This window comes from Brevibacillus reuszeri (assembly GCF_002897295.1).
In the GTDB taxonomy this organism is placed as follows: Bacteria; Bacillota; Bacilli; order Brevibacillales; family Brevibacillaceae; genus Brevibacillus; species Brevibacillus reuszeri_A.
Window position 1 is genome coordinate 158,637 of record NZ_BEXF01000008.1, and the last position, 17,694, is coordinate 176,330.

General features: G+C 48.4%; 15 protein-coding genes. 8 read left to right on the plus strand and 7 right to left on the minus strand.

Annotated elements, in window-relative coordinates; all coding sequences use genetic code 11:
• The first annotated feature begins 3 nt into the window (after nucleotides 1–3).
• Together C3B52_RS14955 and C3B52_RS14960 are read left to right on the plus strand one after the other, a co-directional pair.
• The gene (locus C3B52_RS14955) at nucleotides 4–1,686 is read left to right on the plus strand and encodes a hypothetical protein (RefSeq protein WP_103107035.1); all 1,683 of its coding nucleotides are present in this window, start codon (nucleotides 4–6) and stop codon (nucleotides 1,684–1,686) included.
• 78 nt (nucleotides 1,687–1,764) lie between these two features.
• Nucleotides 1,765–2,292: a hypothetical protein gene (locus C3B52_RS14960; protein WP_103107255.1), complete on the plus strand. Its 528-nt coding sequence runs from the start codon at nucleotides 1,765–1,767 to the stop codon at nucleotides 2,290–2,292.
• 46 nt (nucleotides 2,293–2,338) lie between these two features.
• Here the strand turns inward: C3B52_RS14960 and C3B52_RS14965 are convergent, their stop codons facing one another.
• The 6 genes from C3B52_RS14965 to C3B52_RS14990 all read right to left on the minus strand — a co-directional run bounded on the left by C3B52_RS14965 (nucleotide 2,339) and on the right by C3B52_RS14990 (nucleotide 8,997).
• The gene (locus tag C3B52_RS14965; protein ID WP_103107037.1) at nucleotides 2,339–3,133 is read right to left on the minus strand and encodes a hypothetical protein; all 795 of its coding nucleotides are present in this window, start codon (nucleotides 3,131–3,133) and stop codon (nucleotides 2,339–2,341) included.
• A 112-nt stretch (nucleotides 3,134–3,245) separates the two neighbouring features.
• A complete protein-coding gene (locus tag C3B52_RS14970; protein WP_103107039.1) occupies nucleotides 3,246–3,722 on the minus strand; it encodes a GNAT family N-acetyltransferase in 477 nt (158 codons plus the stop codon).
• A 6-nt stretch (nucleotides 3,723–3,728) separates the two neighbouring features.
• Nucleotides 3,729–5,039 (minus strand): YheC/YheD family endospore coat-associated protein, encoded by a 1,311-nt coding sequence (locus C3B52_RS14975; RefSeq protein WP_103107041.1) that lies wholly within the window; start codon nucleotides 5,037–5,039, stop codon nucleotides 3,729–3,731.
• 51 nt (nucleotides 5,040–5,090) lie between these two features.
• Nucleotides 5,091–6,467, minus strand: a complete 1,377-nt coding sequence (locus tag C3B52_RS14980) for a YheC/YheD family endospore coat-associated protein (protein ID WP_103107043.1) — start codon at nucleotides 6,465–6,467, stop codon at nucleotides 5,091–5,093.
• Between the two features lie 2 nt (nucleotides 6,468–6,469).
• On the minus strand, nucleotides 6,470–7,561 hold the full coding sequence (locus C3B52_RS14985; RefSeq protein ID WP_103107044.1) for a YheC/YheD family endospore coat-associated protein: 1,092 nt from the start codon (nucleotides 7,559–7,561) through the stop codon (nucleotides 6,470–6,472).
• Nucleotides 7,562–7,566: 5 nt separating this feature from the next.
• Entirely contained in the window at nucleotides 7,567–8,997 is a 1,431-nt protein-coding gene (locus C3B52_RS14990; RefSeq protein WP_103107046.1) for a YheC/YheD family endospore coat-associated protein, read from the minus strand.
• Between the two features lie 93 nt (nucleotides 8,998–9,090).
• On the opposite strand from C3B52_RS14990, the gene C3B52_RS14995 reads away from it, so the two are divergent.
• From C3B52_RS14995 to C3B52_RS15020, 6 genes are all read left to right on the plus strand, one after another.
• Nucleotides 9,091–10,248: a DUF445 domain-containing protein gene (locus tag C3B52_RS14995; RefSeq protein WP_103107048.1), complete on the plus strand. Its 1,158-nt coding sequence runs from the start codon at nucleotides 9,091–9,093 to the stop codon at nucleotides 10,246–10,248.
• 212 nt (nucleotides 10,249–10,460) lie between these two features.
• The gene (locus C3B52_RS15000) at nucleotides 10,461–11,771 is read left to right on the plus strand and encodes a DRTGG domain-containing protein (protein ID WP_103107049.1); all 1,311 of its coding nucleotides are present in this window, start codon (nucleotides 10,461–10,463) and stop codon (nucleotides 11,769–11,771) included.
• Nucleotides 11,772–11,938: 167 nt separating this feature from the next.
• Nucleotides 11,939–12,931: a zinc-dependent alcohol dehydrogenase family protein gene (locus C3B52_RS15005; protein WP_103107051.1), complete on the plus strand. Its 993-nt coding sequence runs from the start codon at nucleotides 11,939–11,941 to the stop codon at nucleotides 12,929–12,931.
• Between the two features lie 159 nt (nucleotides 12,932–13,090).
• Nucleotides 13,091–13,705, plus strand: a complete 615-nt coding sequence (locus C3B52_RS15010; RefSeq protein ID WP_103107053.1) for a DUF2087 domain-containing protein — start codon at nucleotides 13,091–13,093, stop codon at nucleotides 13,703–13,705.
• Between the two features lie 453 nt (nucleotides 13,706–14,158).
• Nucleotides 14,159–15,391, plus strand: a complete 1,233-nt coding sequence (gene dpaL, locus C3B52_RS15015) for a diaminopropionate ammonia-lyase (RefSeq protein ID WP_103107055.1) — start codon at nucleotides 14,159–14,161, stop codon at nucleotides 15,389–15,391.
• Between the two features lie 18 nt (nucleotides 15,392–15,409).
• A complete protein-coding gene (locus C3B52_RS15020; protein WP_103107057.1) occupies nucleotides 15,410–16,591 on the plus strand; it encodes a YgeY family selenium metabolism-linked hydrolase in 1,182 nt (393 codons plus the stop codon).
• Nucleotides 16,592–16,639: 48 nt separating this feature from the next.
• On the opposite strand, the gene C3B52_RS15025 is transcribed toward C3B52_RS15020, so the two are convergent.
• Entirely contained in the window at nucleotides 16,640–17,284 is a 645-nt protein-coding gene (locus C3B52_RS15025; RefSeq protein ID WP_103107257.1) for a FusB/FusC family EF-G-binding protein, read from the minus strand.
• Nucleotides 17,285–17,694 lie beyond the last annotated feature (410 nt).

The window sequence follows — 17,694 nt, forward strand, 5'->3', positions numbered from 1 at the left end:
CGAATGAAAGCCGCGCGCATCTACCTAAGTGTCCTCTGCCTATCGCTCGGCTTTCTGTTCGGGTTTTCCCCGGCGGAAAAGAAGAGCAAGGCCACGTGGATCTGGCAATCTGAAATCATTGGACAGGATAAACAGCAGGTGCTTGAATTTTGCGAGCAAAACGAAATCAATCTGATTTACCTGCGAATTGATATGAACAAGCCAAGCGACTATTACCGTTCCTTTATTCGGGAAGCGACTGCACAAGGAATTGAGGTCCATGCAGTTGCTGGCCACCCGGCGTGGGCTTTTGCCAGCAACCAGAAACGGATGATGAACATTGTAGGCTGGGTCAAAAAGTACAATCTGGAAAGTGAGCCAAAGGAGCGGATTCGCGGAATTCAATTGGATATCGAGCCGTATTTGCTTCCACAGTGGGAAACGGAGAGAGACCGTGTCATCCGGGAATGGCAAGCCAATGTAGAAGCCTTCACCGAAGCTGTTCGTGACGAGACGGGCCTAACGTCGAGCGTCGCACTTGCCTTTTGGCTGGACGACATTTCTACTCCAGACAATCCGGACATGCCGCTATCCAAATGGATGATTGATCAATTTGACACGATTTGCATCATGGCGTATCGCGATACATTGAATGGTTCAAACGGCATCTTGTCCTTGATCGAGCAGGAAATGCACGAAGCGGATGAGCTGGGACGAAGAGTGCTTGTAGCCGTCAATTTAAAAAAAGACATGAATGACCACGTTTCCTTCGCAGAAGAAGGCGTCACAGAAATGAATCGTCAGCTGGCGCTTTTGCCAGAGCATCTGGAGGAGCATCCTTCCTACAGCGGGATTGCGATCCATGATTACCGATATTGGAAGGAGGCAGCTGCGGATATGCCACCGGTCGATCGTGACCACTACAAGGGCACGTACATATGGCGGGCGGAGACGATCCGAACGGAAAAGGATGAGATACTTGCGTTCGCAAAAGAAAATGATGTGAATCTTCTTTATGTGCGAATCGACATGCAGCAGCCGATATCGATGTACCGAGACTTTGTGAGAGGGGCAAAAGCAGCTGGAATCGAAGTTCACGCAATGGGAGGGCATCCGATTTGGGCCTTGACGGAGAGCAGAGGAAAAATCCTGAAGCTGGTAAACTGGGTCAAAGCCTATAACCAGGAGGTCTCCTCAGCTGAGCAATTCCACGGCGTGCATCTCGACATCGAGCCATATGTCATGCCTGTCTGGCGTGAAAAAAAGGAAGCAGTGCTCCGTCAATGGATGGGAAATATCGAAGCGTTTGTGGAAGCGACAAAGCATGAAACAAACCTGGAAGCAAGCGTCGACTTGGCTGCTTGGCTAGACAAGACTCCGACTCCTGGTCAGCCCGACAAGCCGTTTGCCCATTGGATGATGGAGCAGATGGATCATACGACACTCATGGCATTCAGGGATCATGCTGAAGGGATCATTGGTTTGGTTGAAAATCAGATGAAGTACGCTCAAAGCATCGACAAAAAGCTTGTGGTTGCCGTTGAGACCAAAGAGAGTCATGAAGGAGACTTTATCACCTTCTATGAAGAAGGACGAGGCGAAATGAATCGTCAGCTCGAGCTGGTAACAAAGGCACTAGAAGGATATTCCTCTTTTATGGGACAGGCCATCCACGCCTATGAATATTGGAAAAACGGCAAGGAGTAGTGGCTTTTGGCAAACAGCGCATCGCCTGATTGTTGTACAATAGAAAAAACGAGTGCAGGAAACGAGGCGAATGAGGAAATGCGGGAAGTGTCAAACCGGCACAATGGGCTGCCTCAGCGCACGCCAGATATGCTGTACAACGTGGTGCGCAAGTTTTACCGGGGCGCTGTAAGCCATTACGATTTGATTCAGGAGAAAAAGAGCGAGGTCCATGTAGCATGGGAGCGCAGTCTGACAACCAAAGATGATCGCGAGCTGCGCCAGGCATTGCATACACTCTTTTTGGAGTTTCATTTTTACGTGACCTGCTGGCTGCAAATAGAGCTTGCGCTGTATCGGCTAGCCAAACAGGACGCGGCACAAGCAGTCGTGCTGGAGCGTTTTCGCCCGATTTTGGAACGCCATGTCGCAGTTCGAGCGCAATTGGATCAGACAGAAGCATGCGTAACCACGCAAGCCGTCCGTGAGGCTGGAGAATGGACTTGTGTGCAGCAAGACGCCTATTGGTTTGACGGTATTTCTTTTACGGTTGACCAGGAAAGTTTGCACTGCCTGCATCAATTATTCGAAGCCATACAAACAGCAAAAAATGAGCAAACACCATAAAAAAGCGTGACCGTCATTTTGCAGACGGTCACGCTTTTTGGCTTTTTTAGAAGGTTCCTGGGAAGATGGAGCCTGTTTGCTGCACCATTTGGCCAGGAGCATTCAGCTGGCGTACTTCTTGTGTATTTGTACCCGCAAAACCAGGAGAGAACATGGATTGTGCACCCATCCCGAGCTGGTTTTGATACTGTTGTGGTTGCTGAGCTTGTGTATTGTATCCGCTGCTCATTACAGGGGTAGGAGCAAAGCCGCCTTGGTTCAATTGGCGCACTTCCTGGACATTCGTTCCTGCAAAGCCAGGGGAGAAAATGCTGCCGCCAGATGTATTGCCTGCTTGATTGGAATAGCCAGCTTGTCCGATGTAGTTGTTATAACCGCTATGGTTACGTGCTTGCACCTCTTGTACGTTTGTACCCGCAAAGCCTGGAGAGAAGATGGAGCCTGCTTGTGCTCCGTAGTTTGCTTGCTGGTAAGTCGGCTGAGCTTGGATATAGCCGCTGTATTGATTTTGCATGTAACCAAGAGGTTGGTTTTGGCTGTAGCCGCCTTGTTGCTGTTGTGCCGGATAGCCAGAGTTTAGCTGACGCACTTCTTGCACGTTTGTTCCGGCAAAGCCAGGTGAGAAAATGGATTGTGCGCCGCCGATGCCGCCACCAAAAGACATACCGTATGTAGGAGCAGCAGTTCCTAAAGACTGTACTTGTCCACCGTGATTCCAATGCTGTACCTCTTGTACATTCGTACCGGCAAAGCCAGGTTGGAACATAGCTCCAGCAGAGCCCATTGCTCCGGAAACTGTTGGTTGTTGGGATTGCATGATGTTGTTATTGTTGTAGGTCATGACTAAGACCACCTCCTGACTTGTATGATTTCCAAGAAAGGCCAGGTAATGCATGAGTAGGCAAAACAAGAGAATTCAAATTTAAAAGAAAACAAAAGAACATGCCGGCCCTCTATCCGGCATGTTCCTGTAAATCACTAGGGCTCCAAAGACCGTAGGCAAGCCACAAGGTTGGTTTTCCTGTAGGCCCGATACTTGCTTTGACCGGCTCGAATCCCATTCCTCGAAACAGAGTGAGGCTCGCCTCGTTGTCGAGGGCTACGCGCACATACAGCTTAGGCAAGCATTGGCAAACGTGCGCAGTCAGCGCTTTTCCGATGCCGCGATTGCGGTATCTTTTATCGACGACAAGAAACGAGTGCCCTAGACCACATCTGGAAACAGCAAACAAACCGACAACCCGTTTTCCGTTCATGGCGAGAGCGACGCTGGTATCATTTTTGGATAGCATTTTGGGAGTCAGGCGGGTCAACCATTCGATAGCGTGCTTGGTTATTCGCCGATCTCCCTCCTGACGGGCAAACCGAACCAGCGTGGTTTGAGATTCAGCCAAAGCTTGCGGCGGCAAGATTACATATTTCAGCTTCATAACTAGTTACCCCGCTTGGACCCCTCGCCCATTTTGCAGACGAGATACGTACTGAGCGTAGTGGATCAGATTGGATAGAGATAAGCGGCGAATAGAGGGTTCGTCGAATTTCTCGGGCTTTGCATTCGCTTCGAAAAACCACAGCTTCCCTTCATCAGTCAGCCCCAGATCCATAGACATTTCTGCCAAATTCTCAATCTTTACATTGAGCACCTCGGCGATCTTTAGAGCGGTTTGATGAATCATCGACTCCATTTTTTCTGGATCGGATTTGAAGACAGCATGTAGAACGGATGACAAGGAATGGATCGAACCGCCACGAGGAACATGAGTGGTAATGCTTTGAGACCCAGCACGCCGGATGCCGACGCCGGTCACGCTCCATTCGCCATCTCCGTTTTTCTGTACGAGGACCCGAACATCAAAAGGCTTTCCGCGGTAGCGTGCCCGCTTGATTCCTTGCTGCATGATGTACTGTTGCTGCCTTGTATGGCCTTTGACATGCTTCCAGACTTGATCGAGATTGGCAAAGCGGCGTGTGACTGCTTTTTGTTCCTTCAATCTCTGGAGGCGCCAGGCATCATTTTTAAATTCAATGCGCATGATTCCTTCTCCAGCCTTTCCGCGAACCGGCTTCAAGTAGACAAAGCGGTGCTCTGAACAGAAGCTGCGAAAGCGCGGCAGGGTATCCAATTTTTTGGTGTCGGGCATAAATTCCTTTACGGTAGAGCTGTCTTCCAGCATCGAGAAGAGCTCCTGTTTATCAAAAAAACAGCTGTTGAACAAGGTGACATTGGGCATTTCTTTGATCTGGGCAAGCGTTTTGCGCACTTCAGGGCGCTGCTCCGCTTTTCGGGTGGGGATGCGATTGTACACCACATGGGGGAACGGCAGAATCACTTCCTGCCACAGATTTTGCCGCGCATTGTACAAATAGCCGCGAACCTTCTTTTTTTCCCAGTTGATGCCTTGCGGGGTAAAGACGTACACGAGCGCTCCCCATTTTGTCCCTGACTGTGAGATATCCTTGAAGTTTTCGCGATTTCCCAAAAATGCAGGGCCGTCACCCACAGTCAAGATTCCGATTAATGGACCGAGCCTCAGGGAGTTGTTTACCATCTTCCAGTTAATCCGGGTGCGTATGCGGCCAGGTTGCTGACTGGGCAGGCCAGTATGCAGCCGTTTTTGATGAGAGAACGGACCAAGACTGGCAACGAGAGGTTTTGGTATGCGTTTCGCCAGAGTTTGCCGTGGTAGCTGAATGAACCATCTGCCGCTTGGGAGGATCGTCAGCCACCCGGAACGCTGCTTTAGCATGGGTGTTCCTCCTTCCTGAAAAACGGTGCTGATACATATCGCGTTTCGTTTTTAGAAGTTGGCAAGATAGCAGCTGTAATCGACTAACAGCTTGCGGGATTCCTGATCGGCCTGCTTGAGCCTAGCGTGCTTGAAAATCGAGCGTCCCGGCTTGGAGTTGGCCTCAAACATCCAGACGTGACCATGCGTGTCGATGCCCATATCCAGTCCGAGTTCTCCAAGGTCAATGCCTTTTGCCAGCTCAATGGCTGTAGCGAGGCGAATCGAGGCTTCTGATATGCGCTGTGTCATTAGCGCTTTTTGTTTGCCAAACAGGTGATGCAGCAGCTCATCGCCGGGGATGACCGTACCGCCAGTACGAACGTGTGTCGTGACACTTCCTGAGCCGGCTACTTTTGCTGCCGTGCAGGAAACAACCCATTCGTTTTGCTGGTTTTTATGGAGATGTACACGGAAATCAAAGGGACGTCCGTGGAACGTCATCAAAGGGATGCCTTGCTGAGCCAAATAAGAGCCAACACGTCTACTGCGGAAAACATGCTGATACAAGCTGGACAGCTTGCCGAAATGCCGTTTTACATTTCCGCTTCCATTGTGATAGGAGACGTCATAGCCTCCGCCGTTATTCTTCACGACTTTGACGATGCCATAGCCCAGACTGCCGTTTTTCGGCTTCAAATACACAATCGGATATTTACGTAGCAGATTGCGGACTGTCACTAGGGAAGGAGAAGTATACGTTTCCGGGATATGCTCGTTCACCTCTGGATTCGGGTACAACAGCTGGTGGACGCCCCACTTGTTAAAAAAGCCTTGGTTAAACATAGGGGTGTCAGGATAGCTGGCCAGCTTGTATTTAAATTCTTGCACAGCTTCATGCTTTTCAGCGGAACGTGAAGGAATCCGATCATAAATGACGTCTGGCATAGCCGTCATCATTTTTCTCCAGAGATAGCCGCCTTTCTTGCTTTTGCGTAAAAACCACGCACTCACCTGATTGTTTCGCCAGTCCACGTCATGGGGAGAAAAGATGAAGTAAAAGACTCCTTTTCCTTCCTGCGCCTGCAAAAGCTTGTGAAAAAATGATGTACGCGGGCCGATTGGCTGCTTCGGATCTCGGCGAATTCCCGTGGTGACAATCCCGATCGCGGGACCGATCCGCAGTGAATTTCCCTCTTGCTTGAGATTGATCAGTCCGCCATGCGGGATGCTAAGCTCGTTTTGAAGCAGAGTGGTCATCTTAACGATATTGCTTTCAGGATTTCGTTTATCCTGCAGTGCAGTTGCGACGACTTCCTTTTTCCCCAGCATGATTGTTATTTTTTGCCGATGTCGAAGCTGTAGCTTTTGGAAGAGATTGTTCGGCAGGATGATCCCGCATATGCTTGGGTGAGAAAGAAAGCGGAGCCGCACTCTAGTCGTTTCCATGCTTAGTAACCTCCTACACGCTCTTTCATGAGATAGTTGGCATATCGAACAGGCTGGGTAATCGAATGAAGCTGTGCAGTCGGATCGTCAATCATGCGAAAGACGGTTCGACCCGGCCGGCTGTTTACTTCAATAATCCAGACGTTTCCCGTTGTATCAATTCCGACATCGATTCCAAGCTCGACTAAGCGCCCATGATTCTGCTCCAGAAAACGCGGCAACTCATCCGTCAGTCGATGAATGACCTGGTCGATCCGGGTACACATAGCAGGTGGGAAGTGCTTGCTTAGAAAGGATGCAAGAGCTACGGCCTTGCCGCCCCCGTGCAAATTGGAGGTAATGCTTCGTTTGTCTCCTAAACGGACCGCTCTCCCTGTCGTCTCCCAGTTTCCTTCGCCGTTTTTTTGTACGAGAACCCGGACATCAAACGGGGTGCCATCCGGGGTATGCAGTTCCAGATACGGCTGCACTAAAAATTTGCGCCCAGCGGTAAAGGATGCGACGAATGCTTTGAGCTTCTCTTTTTCTCGAATAAGCCTGCGAAAAGGCTGATTCTCGCGATTGCGACCAGATGCGACGTAACCACTGCGTATTTCTTTGATTCGCACAACACCAATGCCATGTGTGCCAGCCATGGGCTTGATGATGGCGGCGCCGTATTTATTTAGAGTGCCATCCAAGGCAGAAAAGGTGAGGAGGTCCGTCGGAGGTAAATGAGGGGCAAGCAAAGAAGACTTCAACAGTATCTGATGAACCTGCCATTTGCCGGACAGGCCATGCCCCAAAAATGTAATGTTGCGATCGTTTTGCAACTTCTCCACAAATGGTTTATAGTGGCGGTAAGATGGGCCGACAAAACAGCGGTCGTAGATCAAGGTCGGCATCGGAAAAACATTGGATTGCCAAGCGCCATTGCGGAATTCAAAGCCTTTGACCATTCTGGTGGAGAAGTCAACTTGACGCGGTGAAAACACAAAGACGCGGATGCCATGCTTGCGTCCGTATTGCGTCAGCTTTCTGTAATACCCTTTGTCTACAAAGTGGGAGCCTTGGCAACGAGTCATGATGCCCAAGCTTCTCTTGTTTGCTGTCATGTAGGTCACCTTCGCCTATAGTTCTTGCCGCTTGTTTTTTTCTTTGTGCCAGATTTTGCTTTGGAGGCACGGGGATAACCGCTAATATAAGATGCATATTCAAGCATGCGAACGACTGAGGGACGTGCACGCCTGGGGGGTTCATCCACACCTTCCGGCAGAGGTATCGTGTTCGCTGTTTTCGAAGGCTTGCTGTTTACCTCCAAAAGCCATACTTGACCGTGCACGTCTACACCGAGGTCAACGCCAAACTCTGCATAATGGCCAGGAAGACCTTCTTCCAAAAGCACTGAGAGCTTCAGTGCAACCTCCCGCAGCGTTTGAGGAGATGGTTTGACTCCGCTGGCCCAGGGACCGCATACACGCAAAGCCTGGATTGGCGTGAGCATGGACCCGCCGCGGGAAATATTGGAGACGATGCGATTTTGTCCCAGACGGGCTACCATTGAGGTTACAGACCATTCACCACTGCGGTTTTTTTGTACCAAAACGCGAAAATCTGTCGGCCGACCGTTGATGCCGATTAACGGTAAACCTTGCTGCAATAAGTAAGGTTTTCCTTTTGTTCGTTTTGACAGGTAATGATGCAGCCCTTGTATACTGGAAAATGATTGATTCATTCCACCGGGTCTGGCAAGTGAGTAGCCTTCTGTTGTTCTGCGCAGCCGAATAATTCCTCGCCCCATACTGCCGTTTGCCGGCTTCGCATAGATTGTGCGGTACCCGGAGAGCATTTGCCGTAAATCCTCCTGGTCTTGGTAACGGACCATGCTGGGGAGATGGGGCGCTGCTGCCTCCTGATTTTCGAGTGCAGCGTGCACGTGCCATTTGTTCAGGAATCGTTCGTTAAAAAATGGAATGTTCGCGTCTTTGCATCTTTGTACCCAAGCACTCATTTGCTCGCTTCGTTCCCGCTGACGGGACACGAGTCGGTTGTATATGCATTGAGGGAGCGGTAGTACTCTTTGTCTCCAGGCGCCGCCCTTTCGCACTAAGCCACGAACAATTCCGGCATCCCAATTGACATCCTGTAGCCGGAAAGCACAGATAATTCCACCACGTTTTCGGTTGATGTCAGCCACTTCGTTGAAAAAAGGAGTGAGTGGGCCGAAGGGAGACTGTGGATATTGGGTATTGTAGGTAGATACTAGAATTCCGACATAGGGACCGAAAACTAGCTTCTGCTGGTCTGAAGAGTAGCGCAGGAGCAAAGGGACTCCCGTAGGCAAATGCAAAGATTGAGCCAAAGATGGACGAATCAGGGTATTACCACTTCGTTCCATGCTGCCAACGCGGGCGCAAACCGTTTTACTTCCAAATTGGATATCGAGTGTAGAGGCTTGCAGCTTTAATTTGCGCATTTGCGCCTGGGGCAGGTAAAGGTCTACTTCCGACTTTGGCTCGTATGCAACAACGATGGTTGGAACGTAAGACATGATTATCCCCTTCCCATCAGGCATGAAGTTAGTCTATGGTATGAGTAGCCAAATGGTTTGGTGCCATGCACAGAAGAGAGGTTGTTAGTAGTTATGAACGTTTGGATAATATTAGTGAATATTGGAGTAGGCTCCGTGATTGGAGGAGTTACGAATGAGCTCGCGATTCGAATGCTTTTTCGACCGCTCAAGCCTTGGTACATCGGGAATTGGCGGGTTCCTTTTACGCCTGGATTGATTCCTAGTAGGCGCGACGACATCGCAATACAAATGGGCAAATTAGTGGAAGAGCATTTGCTGACAACAGAAGGCATCAGGCGTGCTCTTACCCAGACTGGGCTAGAAAACACATTGGCAGGCTGGATGACCAGCATCGCTCATGACTGGATGTCGGACGAGCGGACGCTGCGTCAGGTTTTGGTCAAGGCTTTGCCAGAGTCCTTTAATGAAGAAGGTGGATGGAGCGACCGGATTCGCACTCCTGTTCAGCTGTATTGGCAAGCCTTCGTAGACCAGGCGCTCTATCAAAATGAACAAAAGTCGCTGCGAGAGCTGCTTCCAGAAAATGCGCCAAAGCGTCTTGAGGATACACTCAGTACGGTGAGCCAGCTGCTTTTGACTCGTTTTCGCGAGTATCTGCATTCTCCAGAAGGACATCAGACCCTGCAGAACATGGTTCGAGGTATGCTAGGTGGAGGAGGCGGAATGTTCGGTGGCCTGGTCGGCATGTTCCTTGGCGATGACAAGATTTTGGGCAAGCTGCTTCCCCATTTGGATGAAATTCTCCAGCGCCCAGAGCTCGCTGGGCGAATCCAGCAATTTTTACAGGTCGAAGCAGACAAGCTACTCGATAAAAATGTAGGAGAGGTAGTTGCCTGGCTTGGGCGTGAGCAGGTAGATGAATGGGCAAATGCGCTGTTTGCAAGGCTGGAAGAGGGAAGCATCAAAATCGTGGACAAGCCGATGTCCAGCTTGACTGCTCCATTCCAGGAGAGTGTAACAAATGAATTGATCCCGCGCGTAGCAAGATGGATGGTAGATTCTTTGCAGCAAAATGTAGAACGTATTTTTAAGCGCCTCGCAGTTCGCGATATTGTTACACGGCAAGTAGAAGGATTTCCAATTGAAAGAATTGAAGAAATGGTAGTAGGGATTTCAGGAAAAGAGTTCCGCATGATTACGGTACTTGGCTTTATTCTTGGCGGGATTATCGGACTCGTCCAAGGTTTACTCGCAAACTGGTTAAATTAGTGAAACTGAAAAGAAACTGTAAACCGTCTGTAATATTCCTGTAATATTCCAGGGGTAAGATAAAAGCACGATGAAAACCCCCTTAATGATATACTTTCTGATTAGGTAGCTTGAAAAAGCTACCCTTTTTTTTTGTCTCTCCTTCGGGTATATTGGTCGAAGGAGCAGGAGTATAAGGAACGGCTGAAACAAGAGGAAGGGGGAAGGGCAAGATGGCAACCAAGCATGAACAAATCTTGCAACATATTGATCGCCTTCCGATCGGTTCGAAGATTTCCGTGCGGCAGATCGCCAAAGACCTGGACGTAAGTGAGGGTACGGCATACCGTGCGATCAAGGAAGCGGAAACACAAGGATACGTCAGTACGATCGAACGTGTCGGAACAGTGAGGATCGAGAAGAAGCAGAAAGAAAACATAGAGCGGCTTACGTTTGCAGAGGTCGTCAATATCGTTGACGGCCACGTATTAGGTGGACGAGAAGGGCTGCACAAAACATTAAATAAATTTGTCATAGGCGCCATGCAGCTGGAAGCGATGATGCGCTATATCGATGCTGGCAGTCTATTGATTGTAGGGAACCGTTATCAGGCTCACAAGATTGCATTGCAGCAGGGAGCCGCTGTACTCATTACTGGAGGATTTGACACGAGCGAAGAGATCAAGCAGCTGGCAGATCGACTCGCACTCCCTATTATTTCATCCAGCTATGATTCATTTACAGTCGCTTCCATGATCAATAGAGCCATTTACGATCGATTGATTAAAAAAGAAATCGTCATGGTAGAAGACGTGCTAAAGCCGCTGGCAGAAACACCTGTGCTGCTAACCTCCGACTCCGTTGCCAAGTGGCATCAATATACAGAGCTGTATCAAGATACGAGATTTCCTGTAGTCGACGAGCAGATGCGCCTAATCGGAATCGTCACCTCCAAGGATATTATCGGTCACGAGGAAACAGCGACAATCGATAAAGTAATGACCAAAAACCCGATTACGACCTCACCGCGTGTGTCCGTAGCCTCCTCGGCTCATACGATGGTGTGGGAAGGCATCGAGCTGTTGCCGGTCGTGGATAATCACCGCAAGCTGGTCGGCGTCCTGAGCCGCAACGACGTACTAAAAGCGCTGCAGTTTACCGCGAAGCAGCCGCAAATGAGCGAAACCTTTCCGAACCTGATCATGTCGCATTTCCGTGAAGAGCGCCAAGCTGACGAGGTCGTGTACCTCGGGGATGTAAGTCCACAGATGACCAACCATCTCGGTACGATTGCGAGCGGGATTATGACTACTGTCATGGTAGAAGCAGCCTGTAATTTGTTGCGTCTGCATCGGCGTGGTGACATGGTGCCGGAAAACATTACGGTATATTTCTTGAAGCCGGTTCAGATGGAGAGCCATATCGAGGTGCAGCCGCGCCTTTTGGACATCAGCCGTCGCTTTGGAAAAGTAGAGGTTTCGGTCTACCACGGCGAGCAGCTGGTTGGGCAGGCTATGGTCACTGCACAAATTATTGAGCGGTAGTGTAACGAAATGTAACGAAGAATAGGTCATCCAGTGAAGAGAATCCTTCTTCGGCTGGCTGGCTTTTTTTCGTCAAAAATGGACGCGCAGAATCACATGTATATAAGTTGAATGGGTAAATGATGGTATAATCATAGTAATCGGGGTTTAAATGAAGGAGACTTATTGTGTTAGTAGCGAAGTGTGTTAAATTCCATGAGTTTGGTAGCCCTAAAGACGTATTAAAGATTGAATATACAAAAATCGAACCATTGAAAGATACTGAAGTCCTTGTTCGAATGCTAGCACGCCCGATAAACCCTTCTGACTTAATACCGATAAGAGGGTCTTATTCTCATCGTATTTCTTTACCCAATATCCCCGGATATGAAGGGGTAGGTATTGTAGAAGATGTAGGACGTCTCGTTCCTCCAAATCTTATTGGTAAACGTGTTTTGCCTTTGCGCGGGGAAGGTACATGGCAGGAGTTTGTTAGGACATCTGTTGAATTTGCAGTTCCAATACCTGATACTATTGATGATTTTACAGCTGCGCAGATGTATATAAATCCAATTACGGCTTTGGTAATTTGTACAGAAGTTTTAAAATTAAATTTGAACGATGTTTTATTGGTCAATGCGTGTGGTTCTTCTATTGGGCATGTTTTGGCTCAGTTTTCGAGAATTTTTGGCTTTCGATTGATTGCGGTTACTAGAAATAACCGATACACAGAGGAATTACTTAATTTGGGTGCTTCGTATGTAATTGATACATCCAAAGATCCACTATATGAAACCGTTATGGAATTAACTAATGGGATGGGTGCCGATGCTGCTATTGATTCTGTTGGAGGTTCAGCTGGAACCAATTTAGCTTTTTGTGTACACCCAAATGGGAACTTTTTAACCATTGGCCTTTTATCAGAAAAACAAGTTAACTGGACAGAAATCATAAATAAGGCAAAAGTAAATGCGAATATGTTTCATTTACGGAATTGGAATGCACGAGTATCAACTGATAAATGGCAAGAAACGTTTAGTAATTTGATAACGTTGATAAATGATAAAAGATTGAGTTTGATGATGGTGGATTCTGTTTACGACTTGTTAGACGTAGAAAAAGCTATTCATGCTGTCGAATGTGCTAAAAAAACCAAAGGGAAAGTCTTTTTGAAAAGCTGATATCTAATGATATAGAAGACCGGAACTCCTTGCGGCAAAAAGGGTTCCGGTCTTACCCTTTATGTTCACCAAAAAATTGACAGGAAGAGCAATGTCAGCTACGATCTTATTAGAAGAACATCTAATTAGTTTGCTTGTGATAATAAGGGGGTAGACGTGTTGCAATTAGATCAACTTGTTACGTTTTATAAAGCATTGGGAGATCCGACGCGGGTGCGAATCCTGGCGATTTTGACAAATGGCCCCTTGCACGGACAGGCACTGGCAGGCAAGCTTGGAGTGACACCGCCAACGATTACACACCATATGGCTAAGCTGCGTGAAGCAGGCGTCGTTTATGAGCGAAGAGATAAAAACACCATTTACTTTTATTTACACGAAGCTAACCTGAAACGGCAATCAGGGGCCATTATCCAGGTCATGGAAAAAGCAAAAGAGTCCACTGGTGAGGATTTGCTTGTAGATGGTGCAGATGTAGAGGAGAGGAAGACACAGATGGAGCTGGAGAAGATGCAAGTCATTCGCAGCTTTATTACACCGGACGGCAAGCTGAAGCAAATCCCGGCACAACGCAAGAAAAAGCTGGTTGTTTTCGAATACATGGTACGTGGGCTGGAAAAAGGGCGGAAGTATCCCGAAAAAGAAATCAATGAATACATTAAGCAATTTCATGATGATTACGCAACGATCAGGCGAGAATTTATCATGAACCATTATATGTACAGAGAAGATGGCATCTACGAGCTGAACCCTGAGACGATGTGGGCAAGATAAAAAAGCCCAATATGTAAAAAAGGACAACCGTCAGCACTACGCTCAGGTTGTCTAAGGTAATAGAATGTCACACAAAGACCATTATAGGGCAGTGCCCCCTGCAAGGCTATAACAAACAGCTGGCAGCAGAGGCGAAAGCTGGTAGCGAAACGAAAATAGTAAAGTGTCAAAATGAGACTTGGTATCAGTTTGATACTTTTTGGGTTTAAACCGTATGTGACCTATATTCATTCATCTGACGTCAGTCATTTCGTATCATTTTGATACTCGAATGGCTGACTTTTATTTTTCCATTGCATCGCATAAAAAGACCGATTGGATGTCGAATTCCGACACGGTTACAAGTGGAGTTAGGGGTAGAGTGGGATTATTTCTCCACAGGAAAAGCATTGGCATGGTCTGTGCTTATGAAAAGCAGGAGACGTAAGAAAGGCGAGCAAAGGAGGAATAGCCATGCAATCGCAAGTGGTAAGCGATGTGAAGTGGGCAAAAAACAAGTTTCATTCGATCGAGTATAACGAAGAAGAGCTATCTATCTTTGCCAAAAGTCAGATCCGAAGTGTCCATGCCTTTCAGCAAACCCACCGCGCTTATACAAGAACCCCCTTGCACCAGCTAGGGTATTTGGCCGAGCATCTACAGGTTGCCGATATTCGCGTAAAAGATGAATCATATCGGTTTGGCCTGAATGCCTTTAAGGTGATGGGGGGCATCTACGCTGTCGGAAAGTACGTGGCTCAGCAGCTGGGCGAGAAGGTGGAGGACTTGTCTTTCGAAGCATTACAATCCCCTCGTGTAAAAGAGAGACTGGGTGAAATCACGTTTATTTCAGCGACAGATGGGAATCACGGACGCGGGATTGCCTGGGCAGCTAGAGAGCTTGGGCAGCGGTCCGTCATCTATATGCCCAAAGGCTCGTCTATACAGCGTCTGACGGCGATTCGAAGCGAGGGCGCTCAAGCAGACATTACCGAGGTCAATTACGATGAAACCGTCAGAATGTGTGCGGCCCTCGCAGAAAAAAACGGTTGGGTCATGGTACAGGATACAGCATGGGAAGGCTATGACGATATTCCGTTATGGATTATGCAAGGATATGCGTCTATGGCTAAAGAAATCGAGGAGCAATTGCTGGAGGACGGTGCCAAGCCCCCGACCCATGTTTTCCTCCAGGCCGGAGTCGGTTCTTTCGCAGCCGCAATTGCAGGGTATCTGGTCCATGTGTACCGAGACAATCCACCCGCCATCCTGGTTGTAGAGCCGGATCAGGCAGACTGCTACTATCGGTCATTTACTACTGAGGATGGCGGAAGAGAAGTAGTAGGTGGCGAGATGAAAACGATCATGGCGGGACTGGCGTGCGGGGAACCAAACACGAGAGCTTTTCGCTTGCTTCGTCAATACGCAACGGGTGCATTTTCGTGCCCCGATGCGATCTCTGCGCTCGGGATGAGAGTATATGGCAATCCGCTGAAGAGTGATCCTCGCGTCATTTCAGGAGAATCGGGAGCAGTAACTCTTGGCCTGCTCTACTATTTGCGCAAGCTAACGGATAATCCGCAGCTTTGCCGTGAGCTTTCCCTAGATACCAGCTCTCGGATACTGGTGATCAGCACGGAGGGAGACACAGATCCGCAGCAATATCAAAAGATCGTATGGGAAGGACAATACCCTGCTTACAAATAGAAAAAGGAGAGAGAAACGATGGAACAGCTAAAAAGCTTGGAAGCGATGATGCAAGAGACAGAAAAGGATCTGATTTCCTTTGCCCAGGAGCTGATCAGAATCCAGAGCTACTCCGATCAAGAAAAAGAAATCGCTGCTGTGATTGAGAAAAAGATGCTTGAGCTCGGATATGATGAAGTGTTTATTGACACGATTGGCAATGTCGTCGGGAGAATCGGCAACGGTGAAAAGGTGATCATGTTTGATTCCCATATGGATACGGTAGAGGTCAATGACCCAGACGCGTGGGAGGTTCCGCCATTTAGCGCGGAGATTGTAAATGGCAGGCTTTATGGCAGAGGCTCTGTAGACATGAAATCGGCGATCGCAGCCTCCATCTATGCGGGTATTCTCGCAAAACAAACCGGCTACAGTGAGGGGAAAACGATCTATGTATCGTGCACGGTGGATGAGGAATATTGCGACGGGGAAAATCTGAAGCATTTGTTCCATGAGCGCGACTTCAGACCAGACTACATGGTGATTTGCGAGCCGTCCAATAACAAAATAACGTTGGGACATAAAGGCAAGGCGCAAATTTTAATTAAGACAAAAGGTGTCTCTGCCCATGGCTCAGCACCAGAGAAAGGGAAAAATGCCATCTATGAAATGGCTGAAATCATCCAGCGAGTAGAGAAGACGAATGCCGAGCTGATGAGAAAAGAAGGGCCAAGAGGAACTCTTGTGATGTCGAGAATATCGAGTGTCAGTGCTTCGCTGAATGCTGTTCCGTCGGAATGTGAAGTGTACCTGGATCGGAGAATGGTATTGGGCGAAACCGAGGAGACGATCCAAAATGAAATGGACCGGATCATCCAAGGAAAAGAAGCCACCTGGGAAATCGGGACACTTCGCCGCAAGAGCTGGACAGGCGTCGATGTTGTCTATGAGCCGTTCCACCTGCCTTGGAAAATCGATGAGGAGCATGAGCTTACTCGTGCGTGTAAGGAAGCGTATGCCCAGACCTTTGGCAGTGATTCGCATGAGTACGATTATTGGGATTTCGGAACAAATGCAGTCACCCCTGTTAGTATGGGGATCCCGACCATCGGCTTTGGACCAGGAGATTACAAGCTCGCGCATATGACCAATGAAAGCTGCGAAGTAACCCAGATTGTAGAAGCCTGCCAATTTTACACGAGGCTTATTCGTCAGGTGTAAAACAGAAACGGCGTTCGAACCAAAAACAGTTCGTACGCCGTTTTTTGATTATTTTTGAATCTGCATGGTGCGGACAAAATCATGCAGTTTGTCTAGGTCTGTAATATTGCGATTGCACTGCTGGCTATCCTCGCATATATAGTTGCCTTTTTTTAGATACGCTCCGTCACCGGAGGCTTTGATGTCTGCGACAAACATCCCCAGGTCGGCAAAGTCGTTGCATATTGCACAAACGCCCTTCTGATTTATGCTGGTAAAGGTCCCGTGTACGCCGACGAGCTTGTTGTCCAAATGAGTGACGATGTACTTTCTGGAAGAGCCTTCATCAAACCAGCCCAGGTACGAAAGCTCCTTCCAATTGATCTCGTCAGCCTTGGGAGCTTTTAGCTTCTTCACCTTTGGAAACAGCTTTTTCAACGCTTGCTCGGTTACGACTCGAAACGGGATGACGTATGGGGATAGCTCCGCAAGCAGTTTTTTCGACTGAGTCCGGTCTTCGATATGATGGATGGGCTCGAGAAGCTGCTTTTGTTCCTCGGTCAGGTCTGGAAACAGCTGAAATACTTTTTCTTTTGCCATATCTTTTAATGCATTGAGTACGGAACGATCGCTGCTATTGGCATGCCCGTTGATTACGGCTTGTACTTGCGCTTTGATGAAGTTGTATTCGTGACTTTTGATAAACGGTTCCATGATGATCACCTCTGTTTTTTCCTACCCTTATTGTAGTTGAGACCGGATGGGAAGGAAATGTAGAGGATGAGTAGGAAACAAACTCGGCATACTGGGGGAGGGAAAAGACCTCCGACGGAGGGCTGGTGTGGTGGGAGGAAAAAGGAGAAAACGCTCCAGCTTCTTGGGACTTAGCGTCGGAGTTATACTGTCCGGCTCCATTTCAAAAGCGAAACCGCGTCCAAAGTAGCGGGTTCAGTGGGGATGTTCAGAGGTGGACGCTTAAAGGCGTGTTTCGCTTTTTCCATTGCGCCTGGGAGAAGTCCCAAAGAGCTCTCGCTTTTTTCTCCTTTTTCCTCAGCGAGCTGTTGGCGTCCATCGGCGGTTTTTTTAGGGCTGGGATCAATTAAAGGCATAAAGAACTATACAAA

Excerpts from the sequence above, each read along its gene's own strand:
- C3B52_RS14955 (WP_103107035.1), top strand. The coding sequence starts at position 4 with ATGAAAGCCGCGCGCATCTACCTAAGTGTCCTCTGCCTATCGCTCGGC.
- C3B52_RS14960 (WP_103107255.1), top strand. The coding sequence starts at position 1,765 with ATGCGGGAAGTGTCAAACCGGCACAATGGGCTGCCTCAGCGCACGCCA.
- C3B52_RS14965 (WP_103107037.1), bottom strand. The coding sequence starts at position 3,133 with ATGACCTACAACAATAACAACATCATGCAATCCCAACAACCAACAGTT.
- C3B52_RS14970 (WP_103107039.1), bottom strand. The coding sequence starts at position 3,722 with ATGAAGCTGAAATATGTAATCTTGCCGCCGCAAGCTTTGGCTGAATCT.
- C3B52_RS14975 (WP_103107041.1), bottom strand. The coding sequence starts at position 5,039 with ATGCTAAAGCAGCGTTCCGGGTGGCTGACGATCCTCCCAAGCGGCAGA.
- C3B52_RS14980 (WP_103107043.1), bottom strand. The coding sequence starts at position 6,467 with ATGGAAACGACTAGAGTGCGGCTCCGCTTTCTTTCTCACCCAAGCATA.
- C3B52_RS14985 (WP_103107044.1), bottom strand. The coding sequence starts at position 7,561 with ATGACAGCAAACAAGAGAAGCTTGGGCATCATGACTCGTTGCCAAGGC.
- C3B52_RS14990 (WP_103107046.1), bottom strand. The coding sequence starts at position 8,997 with ATGTCTTACGTTCCAACCATCGTTGTTGCATACGAGCCAAAGTCGGAA.
- C3B52_RS14995 (WP_103107048.1), top strand. The coding sequence starts at position 9,091 with ATGAACGTTTGGATAATATTAGTGAATATTGGAGTAGGCTCCGTGATT.
- C3B52_RS15000 (WP_103107049.1), top strand. The coding sequence starts at position 10,461 with ATGGCAACCAAGCATGAACAAATCTTGCAACATATTGATCGCCTTCCG.
- dpaL (WP_103107055.1), top strand. The coding sequence starts at position 14,159 with ATGCAATCGCAAGTGGTAAGCGATGTGAAGTGGGCAAAAAACAAGTTT.
- C3B52_RS15020 (WP_103107057.1), top strand. The coding sequence starts at position 15,410 with ATGGAACAGCTAAAAAGCTTGGAAGCGATGATGCAAGAGACAGAAAAG.
- C3B52_RS15025 (WP_103107257.1), bottom strand. The coding sequence starts at position 17,284 with ATGGAACCGTTTATCAAAAGTCACGAATACAACTTCATCAAAGCGCAA.